The sequence below is a fragment of the Streptomyces sp. NBC_01428 genome (assembly GCF_036231965.1).
In the GTDB taxonomy this organism is placed as follows: domain Bacteria; phylum Actinomycetota; class Actinomycetes; order Streptomycetales; family Streptomycetaceae; genus Streptomyces.
On sequence record NZ_CP109499.1, the window covers coordinates 5560333 to 5580546 of the forward strand.

At 67.9% G+C, this 20214-nt stretch carries 11 protein-coding genes and 3 rRNA genes; 7 read left to right on the plus strand and 7 right to left on the minus strand.

The features are described 5' to 3' along the window. Positions 1 to 51: 51 nt before the first annotated feature. Positions 52 to 2181 carry a fructose-specific PTS transporter subunit EIIC gene (locus OG406_RS24145; RefSeq protein ID WP_329187714.1) on the minus strand — a complete coding sequence of 710 codons (2130 nt, stop codon included), beginning with the start codon at positions 2179 to 2181 and terminating at the stop codon, positions 52 to 54. 529 nt (positions 2182 to 2710) lie between these two features. On the opposite strand from OG406_RS24145, the gene ahcY reads away from it, so the two are divergent. Further along, positions 2711 to 4168, plus strand: a complete 1458-nt coding sequence (gene ahcY, locus OG406_RS24150) for an adenosylhomocysteinase (RefSeq protein WP_164373777.1) — start codon at positions 2711 to 2713, stop codon at positions 4166 to 4168. Between the two features lie 100 nt (positions 4169 to 4268). Continuing rightward, positions 4269 to 4919 carry a hypothetical protein gene (locus OG406_RS24155; RefSeq protein WP_329187717.1) on the plus strand — a complete coding sequence of 217 codons (651 nt, stop codon included), beginning with the start codon at positions 4269 to 4271 and terminating at the stop codon, positions 4917 to 4919. Between the two features lie 101 nt (positions 4920 to 5020). Here OG406_RS24155 and OG406_RS24160 read toward each other — a convergent pair whose 3' ends face one another. After that, positions 5021 to 6214, minus strand: coding sequence for an RDD family protein (locus OG406_RS24160; RefSeq protein ID WP_329187719.1), 1194 nt, complete (start codon positions 6212 to 6214; stop codon positions 5021 to 5023). A 130-nt stretch (positions 6215 to 6344) separates the two neighbouring features. Between OG406_RS24160 and OG406_RS24165 the strand changes: the two genes are divergently transcribed. The 4 genes from OG406_RS24165 to rrf all read left to right on the plus strand — a co-directional run bounded on the left by OG406_RS24165 (position 6345) and on the right by rrf (position 13184). Next, entirely contained in the window at positions 6345 to 7352 is a 1008-nt protein-coding gene (locus OG406_RS24165; protein WP_164373772.1) for a stage II sporulation protein M, read from the plus strand. A gap of 668 nt (positions 7353 to 8020) precedes the next feature. Then, positions 8021 to 9546, plus strand: a 16S ribosomal RNA gene (locus tag OG406_RS24170). Between the two features lie 312 nt (positions 9547 to 9858). Beyond that, a 23S ribosomal RNA gene (locus OG406_RS24175) occupies positions 9859 to 12981 on the plus strand. A gap of 86 nt (positions 12982 to 13067) precedes the next feature. Next, a 5S ribosomal RNA gene (gene rrf, locus OG406_RS24180) occupies positions 13068 to 13184 on the plus strand. The 16S, 23S and 5S rRNA genes sit together here, the layout of an rRNA operon. Before the next feature lie 128 nt (positions 13185 to 13312). On the opposite strand, the gene OG406_RS24185 is transcribed toward rrf, so the two are convergent. The 5 genes from OG406_RS24185 to OG406_RS24205 all read right to left on the minus strand — a co-directional run bounded on the left by OG406_RS24185 (position 13313) and on the right by OG406_RS24205 (position 18926). Next, the gene (locus OG406_RS24185; RefSeq protein WP_329187721.1) at positions 13313 to 14623 is read right to left on the minus strand and encodes a DUF58 domain-containing protein; all 1311 of its coding nucleotides are present in this window, start codon (positions 14621 to 14623) and stop codon (positions 13313 to 13315) included. Beyond that, positions 14623 to 15624, minus strand: a complete 1002-nt coding sequence (locus tag OG406_RS24190) for an AAA family ATPase (protein ID WP_382755238.1) — start codon at positions 15622 to 15624, stop codon at positions 14623 to 14625. The genes OG406_RS24185 and OG406_RS24190 overlap by 1 nt, the downstream gene beginning before the upstream one ends. Then, the gene (locus OG406_RS24195; protein WP_329187724.1) at positions 15621 to 16817 is read right to left on the minus strand and encodes a DUF4350 domain-containing protein; all 1197 of its coding nucleotides are present in this window, start codon (positions 16815 to 16817) and stop codon (positions 15621 to 15623) included. The genes OG406_RS24190 and OG406_RS24195 overlap by 4 nt, the downstream gene beginning before the upstream one ends. Further along, positions 16814 to 17506 carry a DUF4129 domain-containing protein gene (locus tag OG406_RS24200; protein WP_267050994.1) on the minus strand — a complete coding sequence of 231 codons (693 nt, stop codon included), beginning with the start codon at positions 17504 to 17506 and terminating at the stop codon, positions 16814 to 16816. The genes OG406_RS24195 and OG406_RS24200 overlap by 4 nt, the downstream gene beginning before the upstream one ends. A gap of 67 nt (positions 17507 to 17573) precedes the next feature. Beyond that, complete coding sequence (locus OG406_RS24205) at positions 17574 to 18926, minus strand: DUF7544 domain-containing protein (RefSeq protein ID WP_329187726.1); 1353 nt, start codon at positions 18924 to 18926, stop codon at positions 17574 to 17576. 141 nt (positions 18927 to 19067) lie between these two features. On the opposite strand from OG406_RS24205, the gene mtnA reads away from it, so the two are divergent. Beyond that, positions 19068 to 20213, plus strand: coding sequence for an S-methyl-5-thioribose-1-phosphate isomerase (mtnA, locus tag OG406_RS24210; RefSeq protein ID WP_267050992.1), 1146 nt, complete (start codon positions 19068 to 19070; stop codon positions 20211 to 20213). The last annotated feature ends 1 nt before the right edge of the window (position 20214 follow it).

The following is a 20214-nucleotide window of genomic DNA, read 5'->3' on the forward strand; positions in this document are numbered from 1 at the left end:
TCAGGCGGGCCCCGACGTCGTCCAGCGGCCGGGCGGTCGCGGAACCGCCGACTACTCGATCTCGCTCAGCACCGCGAGGACCGCCCGCGCGTCCGCCGCGGCCGTCAGCCGCTCCCGGAAGGCGGGGTCCATCAGCTTGCGCGACAGCAGCGCCAGGATCCTCAGGTGCTCGTCGCCCGCGGCGGCCTCCGGCACGGAGATCATGAACACCAACCGGGCCCTGGTCCCGTCCAGCGAACCCCATTCGATGCCCGCGTCGGAGCGCGCGAACGCGACGACCGGGGCGCTCACGGCGTCCGTCTTGGCGTGCGGGATCGCGATCTCCTCGCCGAGGCCCGTGGTGCCCTGCTCCTCACGGCGCAGCGCCGTCCGCACCAGCTCCTCGACGTCCCGCACCTTGCCGGTGGCGGCGAGCAGTCCGGCCATCTCGCGGATCGCGGACTCCTTGTCCTCGGCCGCGAGCCGGACCTTGACGGTCTCCTCCGTGACATATCCGGAGAGCACCTCGGTCTCGTCGGCGACAGCGGTGGCCGTCGATCCCCCGCCCGGGGCGGCGGATTCGCCGGACACGGGCGACACTGGTGCCTCGGCGGTCGGGCCGTTCTCCTTCGCGAGGCCGGCGCGCACCGGTCCCGTGGCGCCGCCGGTCCCGGGGACGGCGACCGCGGCGGCGAGCGCCGGCTCGGGCGTCCGCGCCGAGGGGATCAGCACCTCGCCCCGCCGCCTGCGCTCACTGACGTCGACCAGCGTGACGGTCGTCAGCGCCGTCACCGCGGTACCGACGGCGACGGCCACGAAGAACATCGGCACGCCGCCCACGGCGCCCAGCACCGCCACGATCGGCCCGCCGTGCGGGACGGCGTCGCTGACCCCGGCGAGTCCGGCGACCGCACCGGCCACGGCACCGCCGAGCATGTTCGCCGGAATGACCTGCGCGGGCCGCGCCGCGGCGAACGGGATGGCGCCCTCGGAGATGCCGAAGCAGCCCATGAACAGCGAGGCCAGTCCCGTCTCCCGCTCCTGCTCGGTGTAGAGGCGCCTGCGGATCAGGGTGGCCACGCCCTGGCCGAGCGGCATCACGGGAATCGCGGCGGCGCACATGCCCATCACGGTCTGGTTGCCGGTCGCGATGAGCCCGGAGCCGAAGAGGAAGGCCGTCTTGTTGACCGGCCCGCCCATGTCGAACGCGATCATCAGGCCGAGGATCGCGCCGAGCAGCACCGCGCTGGTGCCGGTCATCCCGCTGAGCCAGCTGGTCAGATGCTCGAAGACCCACGAGATCGGCTTCCCGATGACGTAGATGAAGAAGAGGCCGAGAGCCGTCGTCGCGACGATGGGGATCACGATGATCGGCATGATCGGCTGGGCGAACTTCGGGACCTTGACCTTCTTGATCCACAGGACCAGATAGCCCGCGAGGAAGCCGGTCACGATCGCCCCGATGAACCCGGCACCCGACTTGGAGTCGTACAGCGCGCCGGTGTTGGCGATCCACCCGCCGATCATGCCGGGCACGAGCGCGGGCCGGTCGCCGATCGCGTAGGCGATGTAGCCGGACAGGATCGGCACCATCAGCGTGAAGCCGATGACACCGATGTTGTTCACGTCCATCCAGAAGGAGTCCTTCGGGATGACCAGGCCGCCCGAGGGGTCGGTGTGGCCGCCGAGCGAGAGCGATATCGCGATCAGCAGCCCGCCGACCACGACGAACGGGATCATGTAACTGACCCCGTTCATCAGCGCCTTGTACGGCAGGCTCCGCTCCTTGCCGCCGCCGCTGCCGCCCTTCCCGGAGGTCGGCGCGGGGCCGTCGGCGGTGTGCACGGGCGCCGACCGGACCTGCTCGATCAGCCGCTCCGGGTGGTGGATCCCCTCGGCCACCCCGACGGTGATCACCCGCTTGCCCGCGAATCTGCCGAGGTCCACATCCTTGTCGGCCGCGACGATGATCCCGTCGGCAGTTCTGACATCGTTGTCATCGAGGACGTTCTCAGCCCCGATGGATCCCTGCGTCTCCACCTTCATGTCGATCCCGAGCCGCTCCGCAGCCTGCGAGAGCTTCTCGGCCGCCATGTACGTGTGCGCGATGCCGGTCGGGCACGCGGTCACCGCCAGCAGCTTCAACCGCTGCGGCTCGTCACCGCCGTCGCCCGTGGGGGGAGGGCCGGCCGGACTGGTCACGTCGATCTCCTAACGCCTGCGGCGCCCTGAACGCCGCGTTCACACGGCACGCCTCGCGGACGCCCGCGGAAGCACTGACATGTTTCCGATGCCCTGGCACCCCTGCCCACGATCGAAGACGCCGAACATCACCCGGTCCCCAGGCCGGGAGCCCACCCGGTCCCCAGGCCCGGAGGCCCCACATCCGCAGGTCCGGAGCCCACGACCCCGGCCGCCGCGGCCCCTCGCGCAGCGCCACCGGGACACCTCGGCCCCCGTCCCCGGACACCGGCCCTTCCGGAGGCGGACTGGGGACGGGCGGGCTCACCGGTGTAGCTTGGGTGACTGAGCCAGACGTCGCTGCTGATGGCGGTCGGGCGGTCCCCCCGCGGACCGGCCGAGGGAGAGAGGGCCTCCGACGGACTGCGCTGCGCGCACCGGGCACCCCTGTGTCCTGCCGGGTCACGTCCGTGCCCCTCTCGGGCATCCGTATGTGTCCACCGCCGCGCAGAACAGCCCAACTCGCCCCGAACCCGAGGAGCAGCTCGTCATGACGACTGTCGACAGCCGACTGGACTTCAAGGTCGCCGATCTCTCGCTGGCCGACTTCGGCCGCAAGGAGATCACCCTCGCCGAGCACGAGATGCCCGGCCTGATGTCGATCCGCAAGGAGTACGCCGCGGCGCAGCCCCTGGCCGGCGCCCGCGTCACCGGATCCCTGCACATGACGGTCCAGACCGCCGTCCTCATCGAGACCCTCGTCGCCCTCGGCGCCGAGGTCCGCTGGGCCTCCTGCAACATCTTCTCCACCCAGGACCACGCGGCGGCCGCCATCGCCGTCGGCCCGAACGGCACGCCCGACAACCCCCAGGGTGTCCCGGTCTTCGCCTGGAAGGGCGAGACCCTGGAGGAGTACTGGTGGTGCACGGAGCAGGCGCTGACCTGGCCGAACACCCCCACCGGCGGCCCGAACATGATCCTGGACGACGGCGGTGACGCCACCCTCCTCGTCCACAACGGCGTGAAGTACGAGAAGGACGGCAAGGTCCCCTCGGCCGACACCGCCGAGAACGAGGAGCACCGCGTCGTCCTCGAACTCCTCAACCGCACCATCAGCGAGGGTTCGCAGAAGTGGACCCAGCTCGCCTCGGAGATCCGCGGCGTGACCGAGGAGACCACCACCGGCGTCCACCGTCTGTACGAGATGCACCGTGACGGCACCCTGCTCTTCCCGGCGATCAACGTGAACGACGCCGTCACCAAGTCGAAGTTCGACAACAAGTACGGCTGCCGCCACTCCCTGATCGACGGCATCAACCGCGCCACCGACACCCTCATCGGCGGCAAGACCGCCGTCATCTGCGGCTACGGCGACGTGGGCAAGGGCTGCGCGGAGTCCCTGCGCGGTCAGGGCGCCCGCGTGATCATCACCGAGATCGACCCGATCTGCGCCCTGCAGGCGGCGATGGACGGCTACCAGGTCACGACCCTCGACGAGGTCGTCGACAAGGCGGACATCTTCGTCACCACGACGGGCAACAAGGACATCATCATGGCCGCGGACATGGCCAAGATGAAGCACCAGGCGATCGTCGGCAACATCGGCCACTTCGACAACGAGATCGACATGGCCGGCCTCGCCAAGATCCCCGGCATCGTCAAGGACGAGGTCAAGCCGCAGGTCCACACCTGGAAGTTCCCCGACGGCAAGGTCATCATCCTGCTGTCCGAGGGCCGCCTGCTGAACCTGGGCAACGCGACCGGACACCCGTCCTTCGTGATGTCCAACTCGTTCGCGGACCAGACCCTGGCCCAGATCGAGCTGTTCACCAAGCCCGAGGAGTACCCGACCGACGTCTACGTGCTGCCCAAGCACCTCGACGAGAAGGTCGCCCGTCTCCACCTGGACGCGCTCGGCGTGAAGCTGACGACGCTCCGCCCCGAGCAGGCCTCGTACATCGGTGTCGAGGTCGACGGCCCGTACAAGTCGGACCACTACCGCTACTGAGCACACCCGCCGAGCAGCGGTACCCCCGCTCGGCGTCCGGATGTCAGCAGGCCCTCGCCCTCCCGGCGGGGGCCTGTCCCCGATGAGGACCTGAACGCCCATGCCCCGCGGCCGTTATTCGCTCCATGATCCGCACGATCACACCCCCCTCGGTGAAGAACACTTCCACTGTGCGCCCGGCCCCTCCGGCTGGCGCTACGTCGCCCAACTCACCACCCCCTCCGCGACGGGACCCGACGGCCTCCCCGGGGAGAACACCGTCACCGGCTCCGTCGACCTCGCCGTCGACGAACTCGGCCGGCCCATCCGGCTCGAACTCCACTCCGCGAACTGGCAGGTGCGCGGCGCCGCCATCGACGGCGTGACCTGGGTCCGCACCGACCCCGCCGGCACCGAGGCGACCGAAGGAAACGTGGCCGCCCACGCCTTCACCGGCACCTCTCCCGCGTTCCTCGTCGCCACCGCCCGCCTCCTGCGCCTCACCCCTTCCGCCGGCACCGCGGCAACCCGCGTACGCCTCGTCTCCTTCACCGGCCCGGTCCTCGCCCCGCGCACCCTCGACCAGTCCTGGGCCTTGATCGAAAGCGAAACACACAGCACTGACAACGGCCCCCTGACCGTGGACGAATACCAGGTCACAGCCCTGGACACGGGGGAACAGCACGCCGTCCACATCGCGGGGGACGTGGTGCTCGCGGCCCCCGGCATCGAGCTGGAGGACCTGGAGTCGCCTCCGTCGGTGTTCACCTGACGGCACCGCACGACGCGAGGCCCAAGGCGATGCCCGGCGTGAGACGTGAAGGGCGAGACCCGACCGTCCGGAAAGGGACCCGCTCGCAACGGCTAGAACGGCTACGCGGGCGGCGCGAAGCCCGTCGCCGGCCGCTCGCCCTGCCCCGGCCCACCCGCGGGCCGACCCGGGTCGTCCGAACGATCCCGACCGTCCTGGGACGGATCGGGCTGCGGACCAGCGGGAGGCCTCGCCGCGACGGGATGCGCGGCAGGCGTCGGTCGTCCGGCATCCCCACCGGCCTCCGGCGGATAGCCACCGGGAGCCGCGGCGGAGGCGTGTCCGCCGTGACCACCCTGCGGGGTGTCGCCGCCGTGACTTCCCTGAGCGGGATAGCCGGCCGGCGCAGGGGGTGGGGCATAGCCGGTGTTGGTGGGCGGCGGGGGATAACCGCCGTGCCCCATCGGCTGGGGGTATCCGCCGGGCCCCTGCGCGAAGGGATATCCGCCAGAACCTTGCGGATAGGGGTATCCGCCAGGAACGGGCTGGGGCATTCCGGCAGCCGCGCCGCCTCCGAACACCCGACGGGCCTCACGGGCCTGCCGCTCCTGCACCACGGCCGCGAGATACGCCCCCGCGGGCACACCCTGCGGCGGCGGCGTTCCCGTACGCGTCGCGAGGTCCATCGCGAGCCGTTCCGCCATCGCCCCGCCCACCCGCGGATCCAACTGCCCCATCCGCGTCAGGTACTGGCGGACGGCCAGCCACAGCCCGTCCGGCACCGCGGACAGGTCGAGCTCGGCGAAGCGTCCCGCGAGCCAGGGAGGCGGCGGCGGCACATGAGGCATACGCCCTACCGGAATCCGCTCACGCACCACGAGGGTCCCGGCGAACACGTCCCCGAGCCGACGACCGCGCTCCGACACCAGCGAGGCGATGCACGCGACGATGCCGAACGTCATGAGGATCTCGACGACCCCCACCGCCCCGCGCACCAGCGCATGCCGGAACCGGATCGGCCCGCCGTCGTCCCGCACCACCCGCAGCCCGCACGCCAGCTTCCCCAGCGACCGGCCATGGCTGAGCGTCTCCACCGCGATGGGCACGCCGACCAGGACGAGAAGGAAGCTCGCGATCGACAGCGCGACCTGCGCCGCGTCGTCCAACGCGGCGGTCGCGGCGACGAGCCCGATCGTCACGACGAGGTAGACCACCATCGCCGCGGCGAGGTCGAGCACGACGGCCAGCGCCCGGCTCGGCAGTTTCGCGGGGCGCAGCTCCAGCGCCACCGCCTCGCCCGTCACTAGCTCACTCACACGTGCCGCCCTTCCCCTGACCTGCCCCGAGAACCGCCAGTCTGCCAAGCTGAGCGCACTTCGCGCCGCAGTAAGACAAGCTGACATCGACCAAGAGCCGCCGACGAGCAGCCGAGGAGCAGGCAAACCGATGGACCTCGACGTCTTCGTCTCCGCCCACCGTGCCGAATGGGACAGACTCGACGCCCTGCTGCGCCGTCAGCGCCGCCTCGACGGAGCCGAGGCGGACGAACTCGTCACCCTGTACCAGCGAACCGCCACCCATCTCTCGCTGATCCAGTCCAGCGCGCCCGACCCGCAGCTCACCGGCCGGCTCAGCCAACTCGTGGCACGCGCGCGGAGCGCCGTGACCGGCACCCGCCGAGCCTCCTGGCGCGACGTCACCGGCTTCCTGACCCGCGGTTTCCCCGCGGCGGTCTACCGCTCCCGTCACTGGTGGGTGCCCACGGCGCTGCTGTCCACCGCGGTGGCGGCGCTGCTGGGCTGGTGGATCGCCGCACACCCGGAGGTCCAGGCCTCGATCGCCGCGCCCAGCCAGCTCCGCGACCTCACCCGTCCCGGTGGCGAGTACGAGACCTACTACTCCAGCCACCCGGCCGCGTCGTTCGCGGCCCAGGTGTGGACGAACAACGCCCAGGCCGCGGCCATGTGCCTGGTCCTCGGCATCTTCCTGGGTCTCCCGGTGCTCTGGATCCTCTTCCAGAACATGCTCAATGTCGGTGTCGGCATCGGCCTGATGTCATCGGCCGGCCGCCTCGACACCTTCCTGGGACTGATCCTTCCGCACGGCCTGCTCGAACTGACCGCCGTATTCGTCGCCGCGGGCACCGGCCTGCGACTGGGCTGGACGGTCATCGACCCGGGCCCGCGTTCCCGCCGCACGGCGCTCGCCGAAGAAGGACGCGCCGCACTGGGAATGGCTGTCGGCCTGGCGCTGGTGCTCTTCGTCTCGGGCGCCATCGAAGGCTTCGTCACACCGTCCGGCCTCCCCACCTGGGCGCGCATCGCCATCGGTATCGCGGCCGAACTGGCCTTCCTCTTGTACGTCTACGTGCTCGGCGGCCGCGCGGTCCGCTCGGGCGCCACAGGCGACGTCGACGCCCCCGAGCGCAGCGCCACTCTCCCTACGGCCGCCTGATGTGCGTGGGCCTCCGCTGAGCTGCTAGTCTCCTCTTCGCCCCAGGGAACCCGTTGACACGGGTTACTCGGGGAGGTAGATTAGAACAGTTGCCTAGAACTGGACACGTCCAGCGGCAGCGGTTAGAGTCTGCGAGCTTCTCCAAGCAATCGATACGTCGATTCGAAGAAGCCCCCCTCCTGATGATTCAGAAACGGTCGCCGGTAAATCCGGCCCACACCTTCTGATAAAGTCGGAGTCGCTGAAAAGGAAAGCGCGAAAAGCGCGGAACTTGAAAGCGCCGAGGAAATCGGGCCCGAAAGGATCTGATAGAGTCGGACTCGCCGGAAAGGGAAACGCGAAAGCGAAAACCTGGAAAGCACCGAGGAAATCGGATACGGAAACGGTCTGATAGAGTCGGAAACGCAAGACCGAAGGGAAGCGCCCGGAGGAAAGCCCGAGAGGGTGAGTACAAAGGAAGCGTCCGTTCCTTGAGAACTCAACAGCGTGCCAAAAATCAACGCCAGATTTGTTGATACCCCGTCTCCGGCCGATCGGCTGGGACGAGGTTCCTTTGAAAAAAGTCCTGCCCCCTTGGGGTAGGCGCACAGCGAGGACGCTGTGAACGACCGGTCCTATTCCGACCGGTTGTTCCGCTCTCGTGGTGTCGTCCCGATTACGGGAAAACATTCACGGAGAGTTTGATCCTGGCTCAGGACGAACGCTGGCGGCGTGCTTAACACATGCAAGTCGAACGATGAAGCCCTTCGGGGTGGATTAGTGGCGAACGGGTGAGTAACACGTGGGCAATCTGCCCTTCACTCTGGGACAAGCCCTGGAAACGGGGTCTAATACCGGATAACACTCCTGCCTGCATGGGTGGGGGTTAAAAGCTCCGGCGGTGAAGGATGAGCCCGCGGCCTATCAGCTTGTTGGTGAGGTAGTGGCTCACCAAGGCGACGACGGGTAGCCGGCCTGAGAGGGCGACCGGCCACACTGGGACTGAGACACGGCCCAGACTCCTACGGGAGGCAGCAGTGGGGAATATTGCACAATGGGCGAAAGCCTGATGCAGCGACGCCGCGTGAGGGATGACGGCCTTCGGGTTGTAAACCTCTTTCAGCAGGGAAGAAGCGAAAGTGACGGTACCTGCAGAAGAAGCGCCGGCTAACTACGTGCCAGCAGCCGCGGTAATACGTAGGGCGCAAGCGTTGTCCGGAATTATTGGGCGTAAAGAGCTCGTAGGCGGCTTGTCACGTCGGTTGTGAAAGCCCGGGGCTTAACCCCGGGTCTGCAGTCGATACGGGCAGGCTAGAGTGTGGTAGGGGAGATCGGAATTCCTGGTGTAGCGGTGAAATGCGCAGATATCAGGAGGAACACCGGTGGCGAAGGCGGATCTCTGGGCCATTACTGACGCTGAGGAGCGAAAGCGTGGGGAGCGAACAGGATTAGATACCCTGGTAGTCCACGCCGTAAACGGTGGGAACTAGGTGTTGGCGACATTCCACGTCGTCGGTGCCGCAGCTAACGCATTAAGTTCCCCGCCTGGGGAGTACGGCCGCAAGGCTAAAACTCAAAGGAATTGACGGGGGCCCGCACAAGCAGCGGAGCATGTGGCTTAATTCGACGCAACGCGAAGAACCTTACCAAGGCTTGACATACACCGGAAAGCATTAGAGATAGTGCCCCCCTTGTGGTCGGTGTACAGGTGGTGCATGGCTGTCGTCAGCTCGTGTCGTGAGATGTTGGGTTAAGTCCCGCAACGAGCGCAACCCTTGTTCTGTGTTGCCAGCATGCCCTTCGGGGTGATGGGGACTCACAGGAGACTGCCGGGGTCAACTCGGAGGAAGGTGGGGACGACGTCAAGTCATCATGCCCCTTATGTCTTGGGCTGCACACGTGCTACAATGGCAGGTACAAAGAGCTGCGAAGCCGCGAGGCGGAGCGAATCTCAAAAAGCCTGTCTCAGTTCGGATTGGGGTCTGCAACTCGACCCCATGAAGTCGGAGTTGCTAGTAATCGCAGATCAGCATTGCTGCGGTGAATACGTTCCCGGGCCTTGTACACACCGCCCGTCACGTCACGAAAGTCGGTAACACCCGAAGCCGGTGGCCCAACCCCTTGTGGGAGGGAGCTGTCGAAGGTGGGACTGGCGATTGGGACGAAGTCGTAACAAGGTAGCCGTACCGGAAGGTGCGGCTGGATCACCTCCTTTCTAAGGAGCATCTAGGCCGCCAAGCTTGCTTGGTGGTCCAGGGCCATTACGTCGGCATACGTTCGACGGTGGTTGCTCATGGGTGGAACGTTGATTATTCGGCACTCAAGTCATCTCGGGCTGCAAGTACTGTTCTTCGGAGCGTGGAAAGCTGATCACGAGTGGTGAGGGTGTCGGGCACGCTGTTGGGTGTCTGAAGGTACGGCCGAAAGGCTGCCTTCAGTGCCGGCCCCAGTGCACTCGAACTACTGGTTCGGGGTGATGGGTGGTTGGTCGTTGTTTGAGAACTGCACAGTGGACGCGAGCATCTGTGGCCAAGTTTTTAAGGGCGCACGGTGGATGCCTTGGCACCAGGAACCGATGAAGGACGTGGGAGGCCACGATAGTCCCCGGGGAGCCGTCAACCAGGCTTTGATCCGGGGGTTTCCGAATGGGGAAACCCGGCAGTCGTCATGGGCTGTCACCCACTGCTGAACACATAGGCAGTGTGGAGGGAACGCGGGGAAGTGAAACATCTCAGTACCCGCAGGAAGAGAAAACAACCGTGATTCCGGGAGTAGTGGCGAGCGAAACCGGATGAGGCCAAACCTTGTATGTGTGAGACCCGGCAGGGGTTGCATGCAAGGGGTTGTGGGATCTCTCTTTCACAGTCTGCCGGCTGTGAGGCGAGTCAGAAACCGTTGATGTAGACGAAGGACATGCGAAAGGTCCGGCGTAGAGGGTAAGACCCCCGTAGTCGAAACATCAACGGCTCGTTTGAGAGACACCCAAGTAGCACGGGGCCCGAGAAATCCCGTGTGAATCTGGCGGGACCACCCGCTAAGCCTAAATATTCCCTGGTGACCGATAGCGGATAGTACCGTGAGGGAATGGTGAAAAGTACCGCGGGAGCGGAGTGAAATAGTACCTGAAACCGTGTGCCTACAAGCCGTGGGAGCGTCGCGCATCGAGTTTACTCGGTGCGTCGTGACTGCGTGCCTTTTGAAGAATGAGCCTGCGAGTTTGCGGTGTGTTGCGAGGTTAACCCGTGTGGGGAAGCCGTAGCGAAAGCGAGTCCGAATAGGGCGATTTAGTAGCGCGCTCAAGACCCGAAGCGGAGTGATCTAGCCATGGGCAGGTTGAAGCGGCTGTAAGAGGTCGTGGAGGACCGAACCCACCAGGGTTGAAAACCTGGGGGATGACCTGTGGTTAGGGGTGAAAGGCCAATCAAACTCCGTGATAGCTGGTTCTCCCCGAAATGCATTTAGGTGCAGCGTCGTGTGTTTCTTGCCGGAGGTAGAGCACTGGATAGGCGATGGGCCCTACCGGGTTACTGACCTTAGCCAAACTCCGAATGCCGGTAAGTGAGAGCACGGCAGTGAGACTGTGGGGGATAAGCTCCATGGTCGAGAGGGAAACAGCCCAGAGCATCGACTAAGGCCCCTAAGCGTACGCTAAGTGGGAAAGGATGTGGAGTCGCACAGACAACCAGGAGGTTGGCTTAGAAGCAGCCACCCTTGAAAGAGTGCGTAATAGCTCACTGGTCTAGTGATTCCGCGCCGACAATGTAGCGGGGCTCAAGCGTACCGCCGAAGTCGTGTCATTGCAGCAATAGGGCCAACGCCCGCTGTGATGGGTAGGGGAGCGTCGTGTGCCGGGTGAAGCCGCGCCGGAAGGCAGTGGTGGACGGTTCACGAGTGAGAATGCAGGCATGAGTAGCGATACACACGTGAGAAACGTGTGCGCCGATTGACTAAGGGTTCCTGGGTCAAGCTGATCTGCCCAGGGTAAGTCGGGACCTAAGGCGAGGCCGACAGGCGTAGTCGATGGATAACCGGTTGATATTCCGGTACCCGCTGTGAAGCGTCAAACATCGAGCCCATTAATGCTAAGGCCGTGAAGCCGCCCTGATCTCTTCGGAGTTGAGGGGAGTGGTGGAGCCGCCGGCCCAAGGTGGTAGTAGGTGAGTGATGGGGTGACGCAGGAAGGTAGTCCATCCCGGGCGGTGGTTGTCCCGGGGTAAGGGTGTAGGCCGTGTGATAGGTAAATCCGTCACACATCAAGGCTGAGACCTGATGCCGAGCCGATTGTGGTGAAGTGGATGATCCTATGCTGTCGAGAAAAGCCTCTAGCGAGTTTCATGGCGGCCCGTACCCTAAACCGACTCAGGTGGTCAGGTAGAGAATACCGAGGCGTTCGGGTGAACTATGGTTAAGGAACTCGGCAAAATGCCCCCGTAACTTCGGGAGAAGGGGGCCATCACTGGTGATCCGATTTACTCGGTGAGCTGGGGGTGGCCGCAGAGACCAGCGAGAAGCGACTGTTTACTAAAAACACAGGTCCGTGCGAAGCCGTAAGGCGATGTATACGGACTGACGCCTGCCCGGTGCTGGAACGTTAAGGGGACCGGTTAGTCACTCTTCGGGGTGGCGAAGCTGAGAACTTAAGCGCCAGTAAACGGCGGTGGTAACTATAACCATCCTAAGGTAGCGAAATTCCTTGTCGGGTAAGTTCCGACCTGCACGAATGGCGTAACGACTTCTCGACTGTCTCAACCATAGGCCCGGTGAAATTGCACTACGAGTAAAGATGCTCGTTTCGCGCAGCAGGACGGAAAGACCCCGGGACCTTTACTACAGTTTGATATTGGTGTTCGGTTCGGCTTGTGTAGGATAGCTGGGAGACTTTGAAGTCATGGCGCCAGCCATGGTGGAGTCGTCGTTGAAATACCAGTCTGGTCGTGCTGGATGTCTAACCTGGGTCCGTGATCCGGATCAGGGACAGTGTCTGATGGGTAGTTTAACTGGGGCGGTTGCCTCCTAAAGAGTAACGGAGGCGCCCAAAGGTTCCCTCAGCCTGGTTGGTAATCAGGTGTTGAGTGTAAGTGCACAAGGGAGCTTGACTGTGAGACCGACGGGTCGAGCAGGGACGAAAGTCGGGACTAGTGATCCGGCGGTGGCTTGTGGAAGCGCCGTCGCTCAACGGATAAAAGGTACCCCGGGGATAACAGGCTGATCTTCCCCAAGAGTCCATATCGACGGGATGGTTTGGCACCTCGATGTCGGCTCGTCGCATCCTGGGGCTGGAGTCGGTCCCAAGGGTTGGGCTGTTCGCCCATTAAAGCGGTACGCGAGCTGGGTTTAGAACGTCGTGAGACAGTTCGGTCCCTATCCGCTGTGCGCGTAGGAATATTGAGAAGGGCTGTCCCTAGTACGAGAGGACCGGGACGGACGAACCTCTGGTGTGCCAGTTGTCCTGCCAAGGGCATGGCTGGTTGGCTACGTTCGGGAGGGATAACCGCTGAAAGCATCTAAGCGGGAAGCCTGCTTCGAGATGAGTATTCCCACCCCCTTGAGGGGTTAAGGCTCCCAGTAGACGACTGGGTTGATAGGCCAGATCTGGAAGGCGGGTAACCGCTGGAGGTGACTGGTACTAATAGGCCGAGGGCTTGTCCTCAGTTGCTCGCGTCCACTGTGTTGGTTCTGAAACCACGAACAACCGTCGTAGCTATGCCACGGCTCCGGTTGACAGTTTCATAGTGTTTCGGTGGTCATAGCGTGAGGGAAACGCCCGGTTACATTCCGAACCCGGAAGCTAAGCCTCACAGCGCCGATGGTACTGCAGGGGGGACCCTGTGGGAGAGTAGGACGCCGCCGAACAAGTTTTGAGAAAACCCCCGTGCCGGGGATACCGGTACGGGGGTTTTCTGCGTTCGGACGATATCTATCAAGGGGCGGTCTCCCCAAGGAGACCGCCCCTTTTTTTGATGTCCGGATGAGGCCGGCTTTTACAGTCGGCCCGCGGCCTTCAGGGCCAGGTAGGCGTCCGCCAGAGCCGGGGCCAGATCGTCCGGGATCGCGTCGACGACGGTCACGCCACGGCGCCTCAACTGCTCCGCCGTGCGCTGACGTTCCGTCTGTGCCTGAGCTGCCGCCGCCGCTTCGTACACCGCTTCGGCGTCACCCCGGGCCTTCGCCATACGGGCGATGTACGGATCGGCGACCGATGCCACCAGGACCGTATGGCGCTGGGTGAGACCGGAGAGCACGGGGAGCAGGCCCTCCTCGACGGGCGCCGCGTCGAGGCTCGTCAGGAGCACGATCAAGGAACGGCGGGGAGCCGTGCGGAGCGCGATCGCGGCCAGGCCGCGGGCGTCCGTTTCGACCAACTCCGGTTCGACGCCCGCCATCGCGTTGACCAGCGACGGGAGGACGTCGCCCGCCGCGCGGCCCTGCACGAGGGCGCGGACGCGGCGGTCGTAGGCGAGGAGGTCGACGCGGTCGCCGGCGCGGGAGGCCAGGGCGGCGAGCAGCAGGGCCGCGTCCATTGAGGCGTCCAGACGGGGGGCGTCACCGACGCGGCCCGCCGAGGTGCGGCCCGTGTCGAGGACCAGGAGGATGTGCCGGTCGCGCTCGGGGCGCCAGGTGCGTACGGCGACCGTGGTCCGGCGGGCTGTCGCGCGCCAGTCGATGGAACGGGTGTCGTCGCCCGGAACGTACTCGCGCAGGCTGTCGAACTCGGTTCCCTCACCGCGTGTCAGCACGCTGGTGCGGCCGTCCAGTTCGCGGAGCCGGGCCAGCTTGGAGGGGAGGTGCTTCCGGCTGGTGAAGGGGGGCAGCACACGTACGGACCAGGGGACCTTGTGGTTGCCCTGGCGGGCGAAGAGGCCCAGGGGGCCGTACGAGCGGATCGTGACACGGTCCGCCTGGCGGTCGCCGCGGCGGGTCGGGCGCAGACGGGTCGTCACACGGCGGCGTTCGCCGGCGGGTACGGACACGTGGTGTCGGGAGGACGCGACCTCGGTGCCCGACTCCCAACTGCTCGGCGGCCAGGCGTCCCTCAGGTGTGCGCGCAGCGGGCGACCCGAGGGGTTGGTGACGGTGAGGGTGACGTCCGCGGTGTCGCCGAGGCGTACGGACGTGTCGCCGGAGCGGGTCAGGCCGAGGCGCCGTACGGGCGCCGCGAGGGCGGCGTCGCAGGCGCAGGCCAGGGCCAGCGGGGCGTTCACCGCGAGGATGCCCGTCCAGCTCGGCTCCCAGATACCGACGGGGAGTGCGCCGAGAGCCGCGAGGAGAGCGGCACGCCCGGTGAACGCCATCAGCGGGGGACGGGGACGTGGGTGAGGATCGCGTTGATGACGGAGTCGGCCGTCACACCCTCCATCTCGGCTTCGGGGCGGAGTTGGACGCGGTGGCGGAGGGTGGGGAGGGCGAGGGCCTTCACGTCGTCGGGGATGACGTAGTCACGGCCGGTCAGCCAGGCCCAGGCGCGGGCGGTGGCGAGGAGGGCGGTCGCGCCGCGCGGTGAGACGCCGAGCGAGAGGGACGGCGACTCGCGGGTGGCGCGGCAGATGTCGACGACGTAGCCGGTGATCTCCGGGGAGACCGCCGTCTTGGCGACGGCGGCGCGGGCGGCTTCGAGGTCGGCGGGACCCGCGACGGGGCGCAGGCCGGCGGCGCGCAGGTCGCGGGGGTTGAAGCCGTCGGTGTGCCGGGTGAGGACGGCAATCTCGTCCTGCCGGGTGGGCAGCGGGATCGTCAGCTTCAGGAGGAAGCGGTCCAGTTGGGCTTCGGGCAGGGGATACGTGCCCTCGTACTCGACGGGGTTCTGGGTCGCGGCGACGAGGAAGGGCTCGGGGAGCGGCCGGGGGGTGCCGTCGACGGTGACCTGGCGTTCCTCCATGGCTTCCAGCAGGGACGCCTGGGTCTTCGGGGGCGTGCGGTTGATCTCGTCGGCCAGCAGCAGGTTGGTGAAGACCGGGCCGGGCTGGAAGGAGAACTCGGCCGTGCGGGCGTCGTAGACCAGGGAGCCGGTGATGTCGCTCGGCATCAGGTCAGGGGTGAACTGGACGCGTTTGGTGTCGAGTTCGAGCGCGGATGCCAGAGCTCGGACGAGCAGCGTCTTGGCTACTCCGGGGACGCCTTCGAGGAGGACGTGTCCACGGCACAGGAGGGCGACGACGAGGCCGGTCACGGCGGGGTCCTGGCCGACCACGGCTTTGGCGATCTCGGCGCGCAGGGACTCCAGGGAGGCGCGGGCGGTACTCGCGTCCCCGGAATGTCCGGCGTATCCCGCATTGTCAGTGGTCGGGTCCATCATGAATGGCGTACCTCTCTTGCGAGGGCGTCGAGTTGGTCGGCGAGGGAGATGAGGGCTGCGTCGTCGTGCGGCGGCGGGCCGAAGAGGAGCTGGTGCAGGGCCTGGCCGTCGCCGTCGAGGTGGGCGGACAGGGCGGGGAGCAGGGCCTCGGGCGCGTGTGCCTGGGCCGGGGGGACGCCGACGAGGGGGGCGAGGCGGGTGCGGGTGGTGGAGCGCAGAGCGGTGCCCGCCCGGTCGCGGGCGTTGGCCTTGCGGTAGAGGCGGGCGCGGCCTTCGACGGTTTCGGAGGCCCGGATCGCCACGGGGAGCCGTTCGGATACGAGGGGGCCCAGTCGGCGTGCGCGCCACAGGGCGGCGAGGGCTGCCGCGACGAAGAGCTGCAGCGTGCCCCAGAGCCAGCCCGAGGGGAGCAGGTCGAAGAAGCTCCGGTCGCTCGCGTCGGCGGCCGAGGTGTCGGAGAGCGAGGGGAGGTACCAGACCAGGTGGGAGCGGGAGCCGAGGAGTTGGAGGGCGAGCGAGGCGTTGCCCTGCTCGTCGAGACGTTCGTTGGAGAGGACGTCTGGGGCGCCGAGGACGACGGTGTCGCCGTTTCCCGAGCGGGCGGGGAGGCGCAGCAGCGTGGGCCGGCCGTCGCTGGGGTAGCAGGCGTCGGCGTCCGGCGCGGTGGTGGTGTAGCGGACGCCGCCGGTGTCGGCGCTGCCCGCTCGCCGGGCGGCGGGAAGCGTGCAGTCGGGGGAGAGCGTCGAGTCGAAGCTGACGGCCGGGTCGGCGGACACGCCGGGGGCGAGGGTGCCGACGGAGGGCCGGCCGGGGGCGACCAGGACGGTCCGGCCGTCGGAGTTCGCCGTCGCCGTGTGCAGAAGGGTCTGCTGACGCTTGGTCAGGAGGTCCGGGGCGGCGATCAGCAGGGTGGTGTCGGGGCCGGCGGCGGCGCGGGCCTGGCCGAGGGTGGTGACCACACGGGTGGAGACGCCCTGGTCGGCGAGGAGTTCGGCGACGGCCCGGCTGCCGAGCGGGTCGGCGGAGCGCGGGTCGAGGCGGCCGTGCCGGGCGTCCGAGCGGACCACGGCGATCACGACGGCGGCCACCAGGAGGACGACGAGGGCGAGGACGACTCCGCGCGTGCGGGTCCACACCTGCCGGGCCGTGGGCGAGGCCGAGGTGGAGGCGGGGGTGAGCGTGGCCTGGGTCATGAGGCGGCGCCCCGGCGGGTGGTGGCCGAGGTGTTCTGGCCGCTGTGGGCGCTGTTCGTGAGCATCGGCCTGGTGCGCTCCAGGTCGCGGTCCAGTTCGGTGAGGTGCTGGTACGCGCGCCGGTCGCCGGTGCGGCCGCCGTACGTGACGTCGTCGAAGTCCCGCGCCGCCGAGCGCAGTCGGTCCGTGTGGTCCGGCAGCGTCCGGCTCGCCTCCGCGGCCGCCTCGTCGGCGGTGCGGCCGGGGCGCGGGTCGAGCAGGGCGCGTTCCTCCAGGGAGCGGACGACGGCGCGCATCCGTTCCTGGACGGCCTGGTTCCAGTGGCCCTGGGCCGCGTGGGCCTCGGCCGCGGCACGGTGTTCCGCCGCGCTTCTCGGGCGGTCGTCGAACAGGGTGGCGGACGGGACGGGAGTGCGGTGCGGGGTTCCCAGGCGCCACCAGAGGGCGCCCAGGACCGCCAGGACGGCGAGGACGATCACGACGAGGCCGAGTGCCCCGCCGGGTGTCGCGGTGGAGGCGGCGCCGAACAGCTTGTCGACCCAGTCCCAGAAGGCGTTCAGGGCGCGCTGGATCAGGCCCGGGTCGTTCTCGTGGTACATCCGCTTGGACAGCTCGCGTCTGGCCGCCTCCCGCGCGGGGTCGCGCGGTGTCGTCACCGGTGGCGCGTCCCCGCGCGCCAGTGCGAGCACGGCCGTGGCACCGGTGTGCGGTCCTGCGAGTACTGCTGTGAAGGCTCCCCCCGCCCCGTTCACCGCATCAGCTCCCCGGTGTGACGCCGGAGGGCTCGGTGCCGTAGTCCGGCACGCCGGCGGCGCGGGCCAGGTCGAGGTCGAGGGCCTCGCGGCGGATGCGCTGGTCGATGTACAGGAGGACGGTGACGCCCGCGCTGATCGGGAGGGTGAGCATGGAGCCGATCACCGAGCCGATGCCGCTGATGATCAGGAACGTCCAGCCGATGTCGCCGCCGCTGCTGTCGAGCAGGCCGCTGAAGCCGTCGCCGCTCAGGGCCGCGGCGAGGAGGGCGAAGGGGATGACGACGATCGACGCCACGATGTTGGCGATGATCGTGGCCAGCAGCTGGATGCCGAAGACCCGCCACCAGGAGCCGCGCACGAGCTTTACGGAGCGGCTCATCGACTTCACGATGCCCTGCTTCTCCAGCATCAGGGCCGGCGAGGAGAGCGAGAAGCGGACCATCAGCCAGATGGCGACGACGGCTCCGGCGAGACCGCCGAGGACGGCGAGCGCGGCGCCGGCGTCACCCGAGCCGGCCACGCCGACGAGTACGCCGGGCAGTGTTCCGACGCCGACGATCAGGAGGGCGATGACGGGCAGCAGCAGGGTGAGGCCGGACAGGCGCAGCAGCTGGGGTCGGGCGTCCCGCCAGGCCTCGCCGGTGGTGACCGGCTTGCCGAGCACCGCGCGGCTGGTGACCGAGGTGAGCAGGGCCGTGGCGACGATGGTGCCGAGCAGGGTGATGAGCAGGACGACACCGGAGCTGAGCATCGTGTCGCCGAGGGCCCGGGTCAGCTCGCCGACGGTGGCGCTCGGGTCGCTGAGGGCGTCGGAGCCCTCGGTGTCGTTCAGGAAGAAGCCCTGGAGCAGGATGACCGCGATCTCCGTGATCACGGCGACCGTCAGCGAGATGCCCAGCACCGTGCGCCAGTAGGTGCGCATGGTGGAGACGGCGCCGTCGAGGATCTCGCCGACACCGAGGGGGCGCAGCGGGATCACGCCGGGCTTGGCGGCGGGCGGCGGACCGCCCCAGTTGCCGCCCCAGCCGGCCGGGCCGCCGGGGCCGCCGTAGCCCTGACCGGGTGCTCCCCAGCCGCCGGGTGCTCCGGGGCCGGGCTGACCGCCGGGGTACTGGCCGCCCCAGCCCGGGCCGGGCTGGGGCGGTGGCGGGGTCTGGGCGGGTACCTGCGGGCCGGGGGCCGACCACTGGGCGGGCGGGGGCTGCTCCTTGGACCACTTCGGAGGCTGCTGGGGCTGGGTCGCACCGGCCGGGTCCGTGGGCTGCTCCGTGGGCTGCGGGGTGCCGGTGGAGTCCGGCTCCTGTCCGTCGGAGGGGGCGGATCCGGGCGACGCCCAGCCCGGAGTGTCGTTCATCGTCGCTCCTTCACGGTGCCCGTTCCGCGGTCGCGGCGGCAGGTTGGCAGCCATCGTGCCACGGCCCGCCCGGCAGGTGACCGGCCCCTGTATGAGCTGGACACCTTCAATTGTCCGCCGGGTACGGGGCAGACTGGGCGGATGGCTGATCACTACGCGCAATCCCGCGAGGACAGCGGGCCGACGGAGATACCCGCGATCCGCTGGCACGAGCCTCCCGAAGGACCTGTCGTGGTCCTTCTCGACCAGACCAGGCTGCCGGCCGAAGAGGTCGAGCTGGTGTGCACGGACGCCCCCGCGCTGGTGGAGGCGATCCGGACGCTCGCCGTGCGCGGGGCGCCCCTGCTGGGGATCGCCGGCGCGTACGGGGTCGCGCTCGCCGCCGTGCGCGGCTTCGACGTGGGCGACGCGGCCCGGGACCTCGCCGGTGCCCGGCCCACCGCGGTGAACCTCTCGGCCGGTGTCCGCAGGGCGCAGGCCGCTCACCAGGCCGCGCTGGCCGACGGCGGTGACCAGGAGGCGGCCGCCGCGGCGGCGCTCGCCGCGGCGCGGGCGCTGCACCGGGAGGACGCCGAGGCCAGCGCGCGGATGGCCGGGCACGGTCTGGCGCTGCTCGACGAGCTGCTGCCGGGCGGCGGACACCGGGTGCTCACGCACTGCAACACCGGTGCGCTGGTGTCGGGCGGCGAGGGCACCGCCTTCGCGGTGGCGCTCGCCGCGCACCGGGCCGGGCAGTTGCGGCGGCTCTGGGTCGACGAGACGCGGCCGCTGCTGCAGGGCGCGCGCCTGACGGCGTACGAGGCGGCACGTAACGGCATGGCGTACACACTGCTGACGGACAGCGCGGCCGGCTCGCTGTTCGCGTCCGGAGAGGTGGACGCGGTGCTGATCGGGGCCGACCGGATCGCGGCCGACGGTTCGGTGGCGAACAAGGTGGGGAGCTATCCGCTCGCTGTGCTGGCCAAGTACCACCACGTGCCGTTCATCGTGGTGGCGCCGGTGACGTCGATCGACCCGGACACGCCGGACGGGGCGTCCATCGAGGTCGAGCAGCGACCCAGTCATGAAGTGACGGAGATCACAGCTCCGCAGGTGCCGATGGCGGGCGCGGAGCCGGGAGGCGGTATACCTGTGGCACCCCTGGGGACCCAGGCGTACAACCCGGCGTTCGACGTGACGCCGCCGGAGTTGATCACGGCGATCGTCACCGAAGAGGGCGTTGTGTCGCCCGTGACGGCTGAGGCTCTCGCCGAGCTGTGTGACTTGTCACGCCAGGTAACGATTTAGT

Excerpts from the sequence above, each read along its gene's own strand:
- OG406_RS24195 (WP_329187724.1), bottom strand. The coding sequence starts at position 16,817 with ATGACCCAGGCCACGCTCACCCCCGCCTCCACCTCGGCCTCGCCCACG.
- mtnA (WP_267050992.1), top strand. The coding sequence starts at position 19,068 with ATGGCTGATCACTACGCGCAATCCCGCGAGGACAGCGGGCCGACGGAG.
- OG406_RS24185 (WP_329187721.1), bottom strand. The coding sequence starts at position 14,623 with ATGGCGTTCACCGGGCGTGCCGCTCTCCTCGCGGCTCTCGGCGCACTC.
- OG406_RS24190 (WP_382755238.1), bottom strand. The coding sequence starts at position 15,624 with ATGATGGACCCGACCACTGACAATGCGGGATACGCCGGACATTCCGGG.
- OG406_RS24205 (WP_329187726.1), bottom strand. The coding sequence starts at position 18,926 with ATGAACGACACTCCGGGCTGGGCGTCGCCCGGATCCGCCCCCTCCGAC.
- OG406_RS24155 (WP_329187717.1), top strand. The coding sequence starts at position 4,269 with ATGCCCCGCGGCCGTTATTCGCTCCATGATCCGCACGATCACACCCCC.
- ahcY (WP_164373777.1), top strand. The coding sequence starts at position 2,711 with ATGACGACTGTCGACAGCCGACTGGACTTCAAGGTCGCCGATCTCTCG.
- OG406_RS24165 (WP_164373772.1), top strand. The coding sequence starts at position 6,345 with ATGGACCTCGACGTCTTCGTCTCCGCCCACCGTGCCGAATGGGACAGA.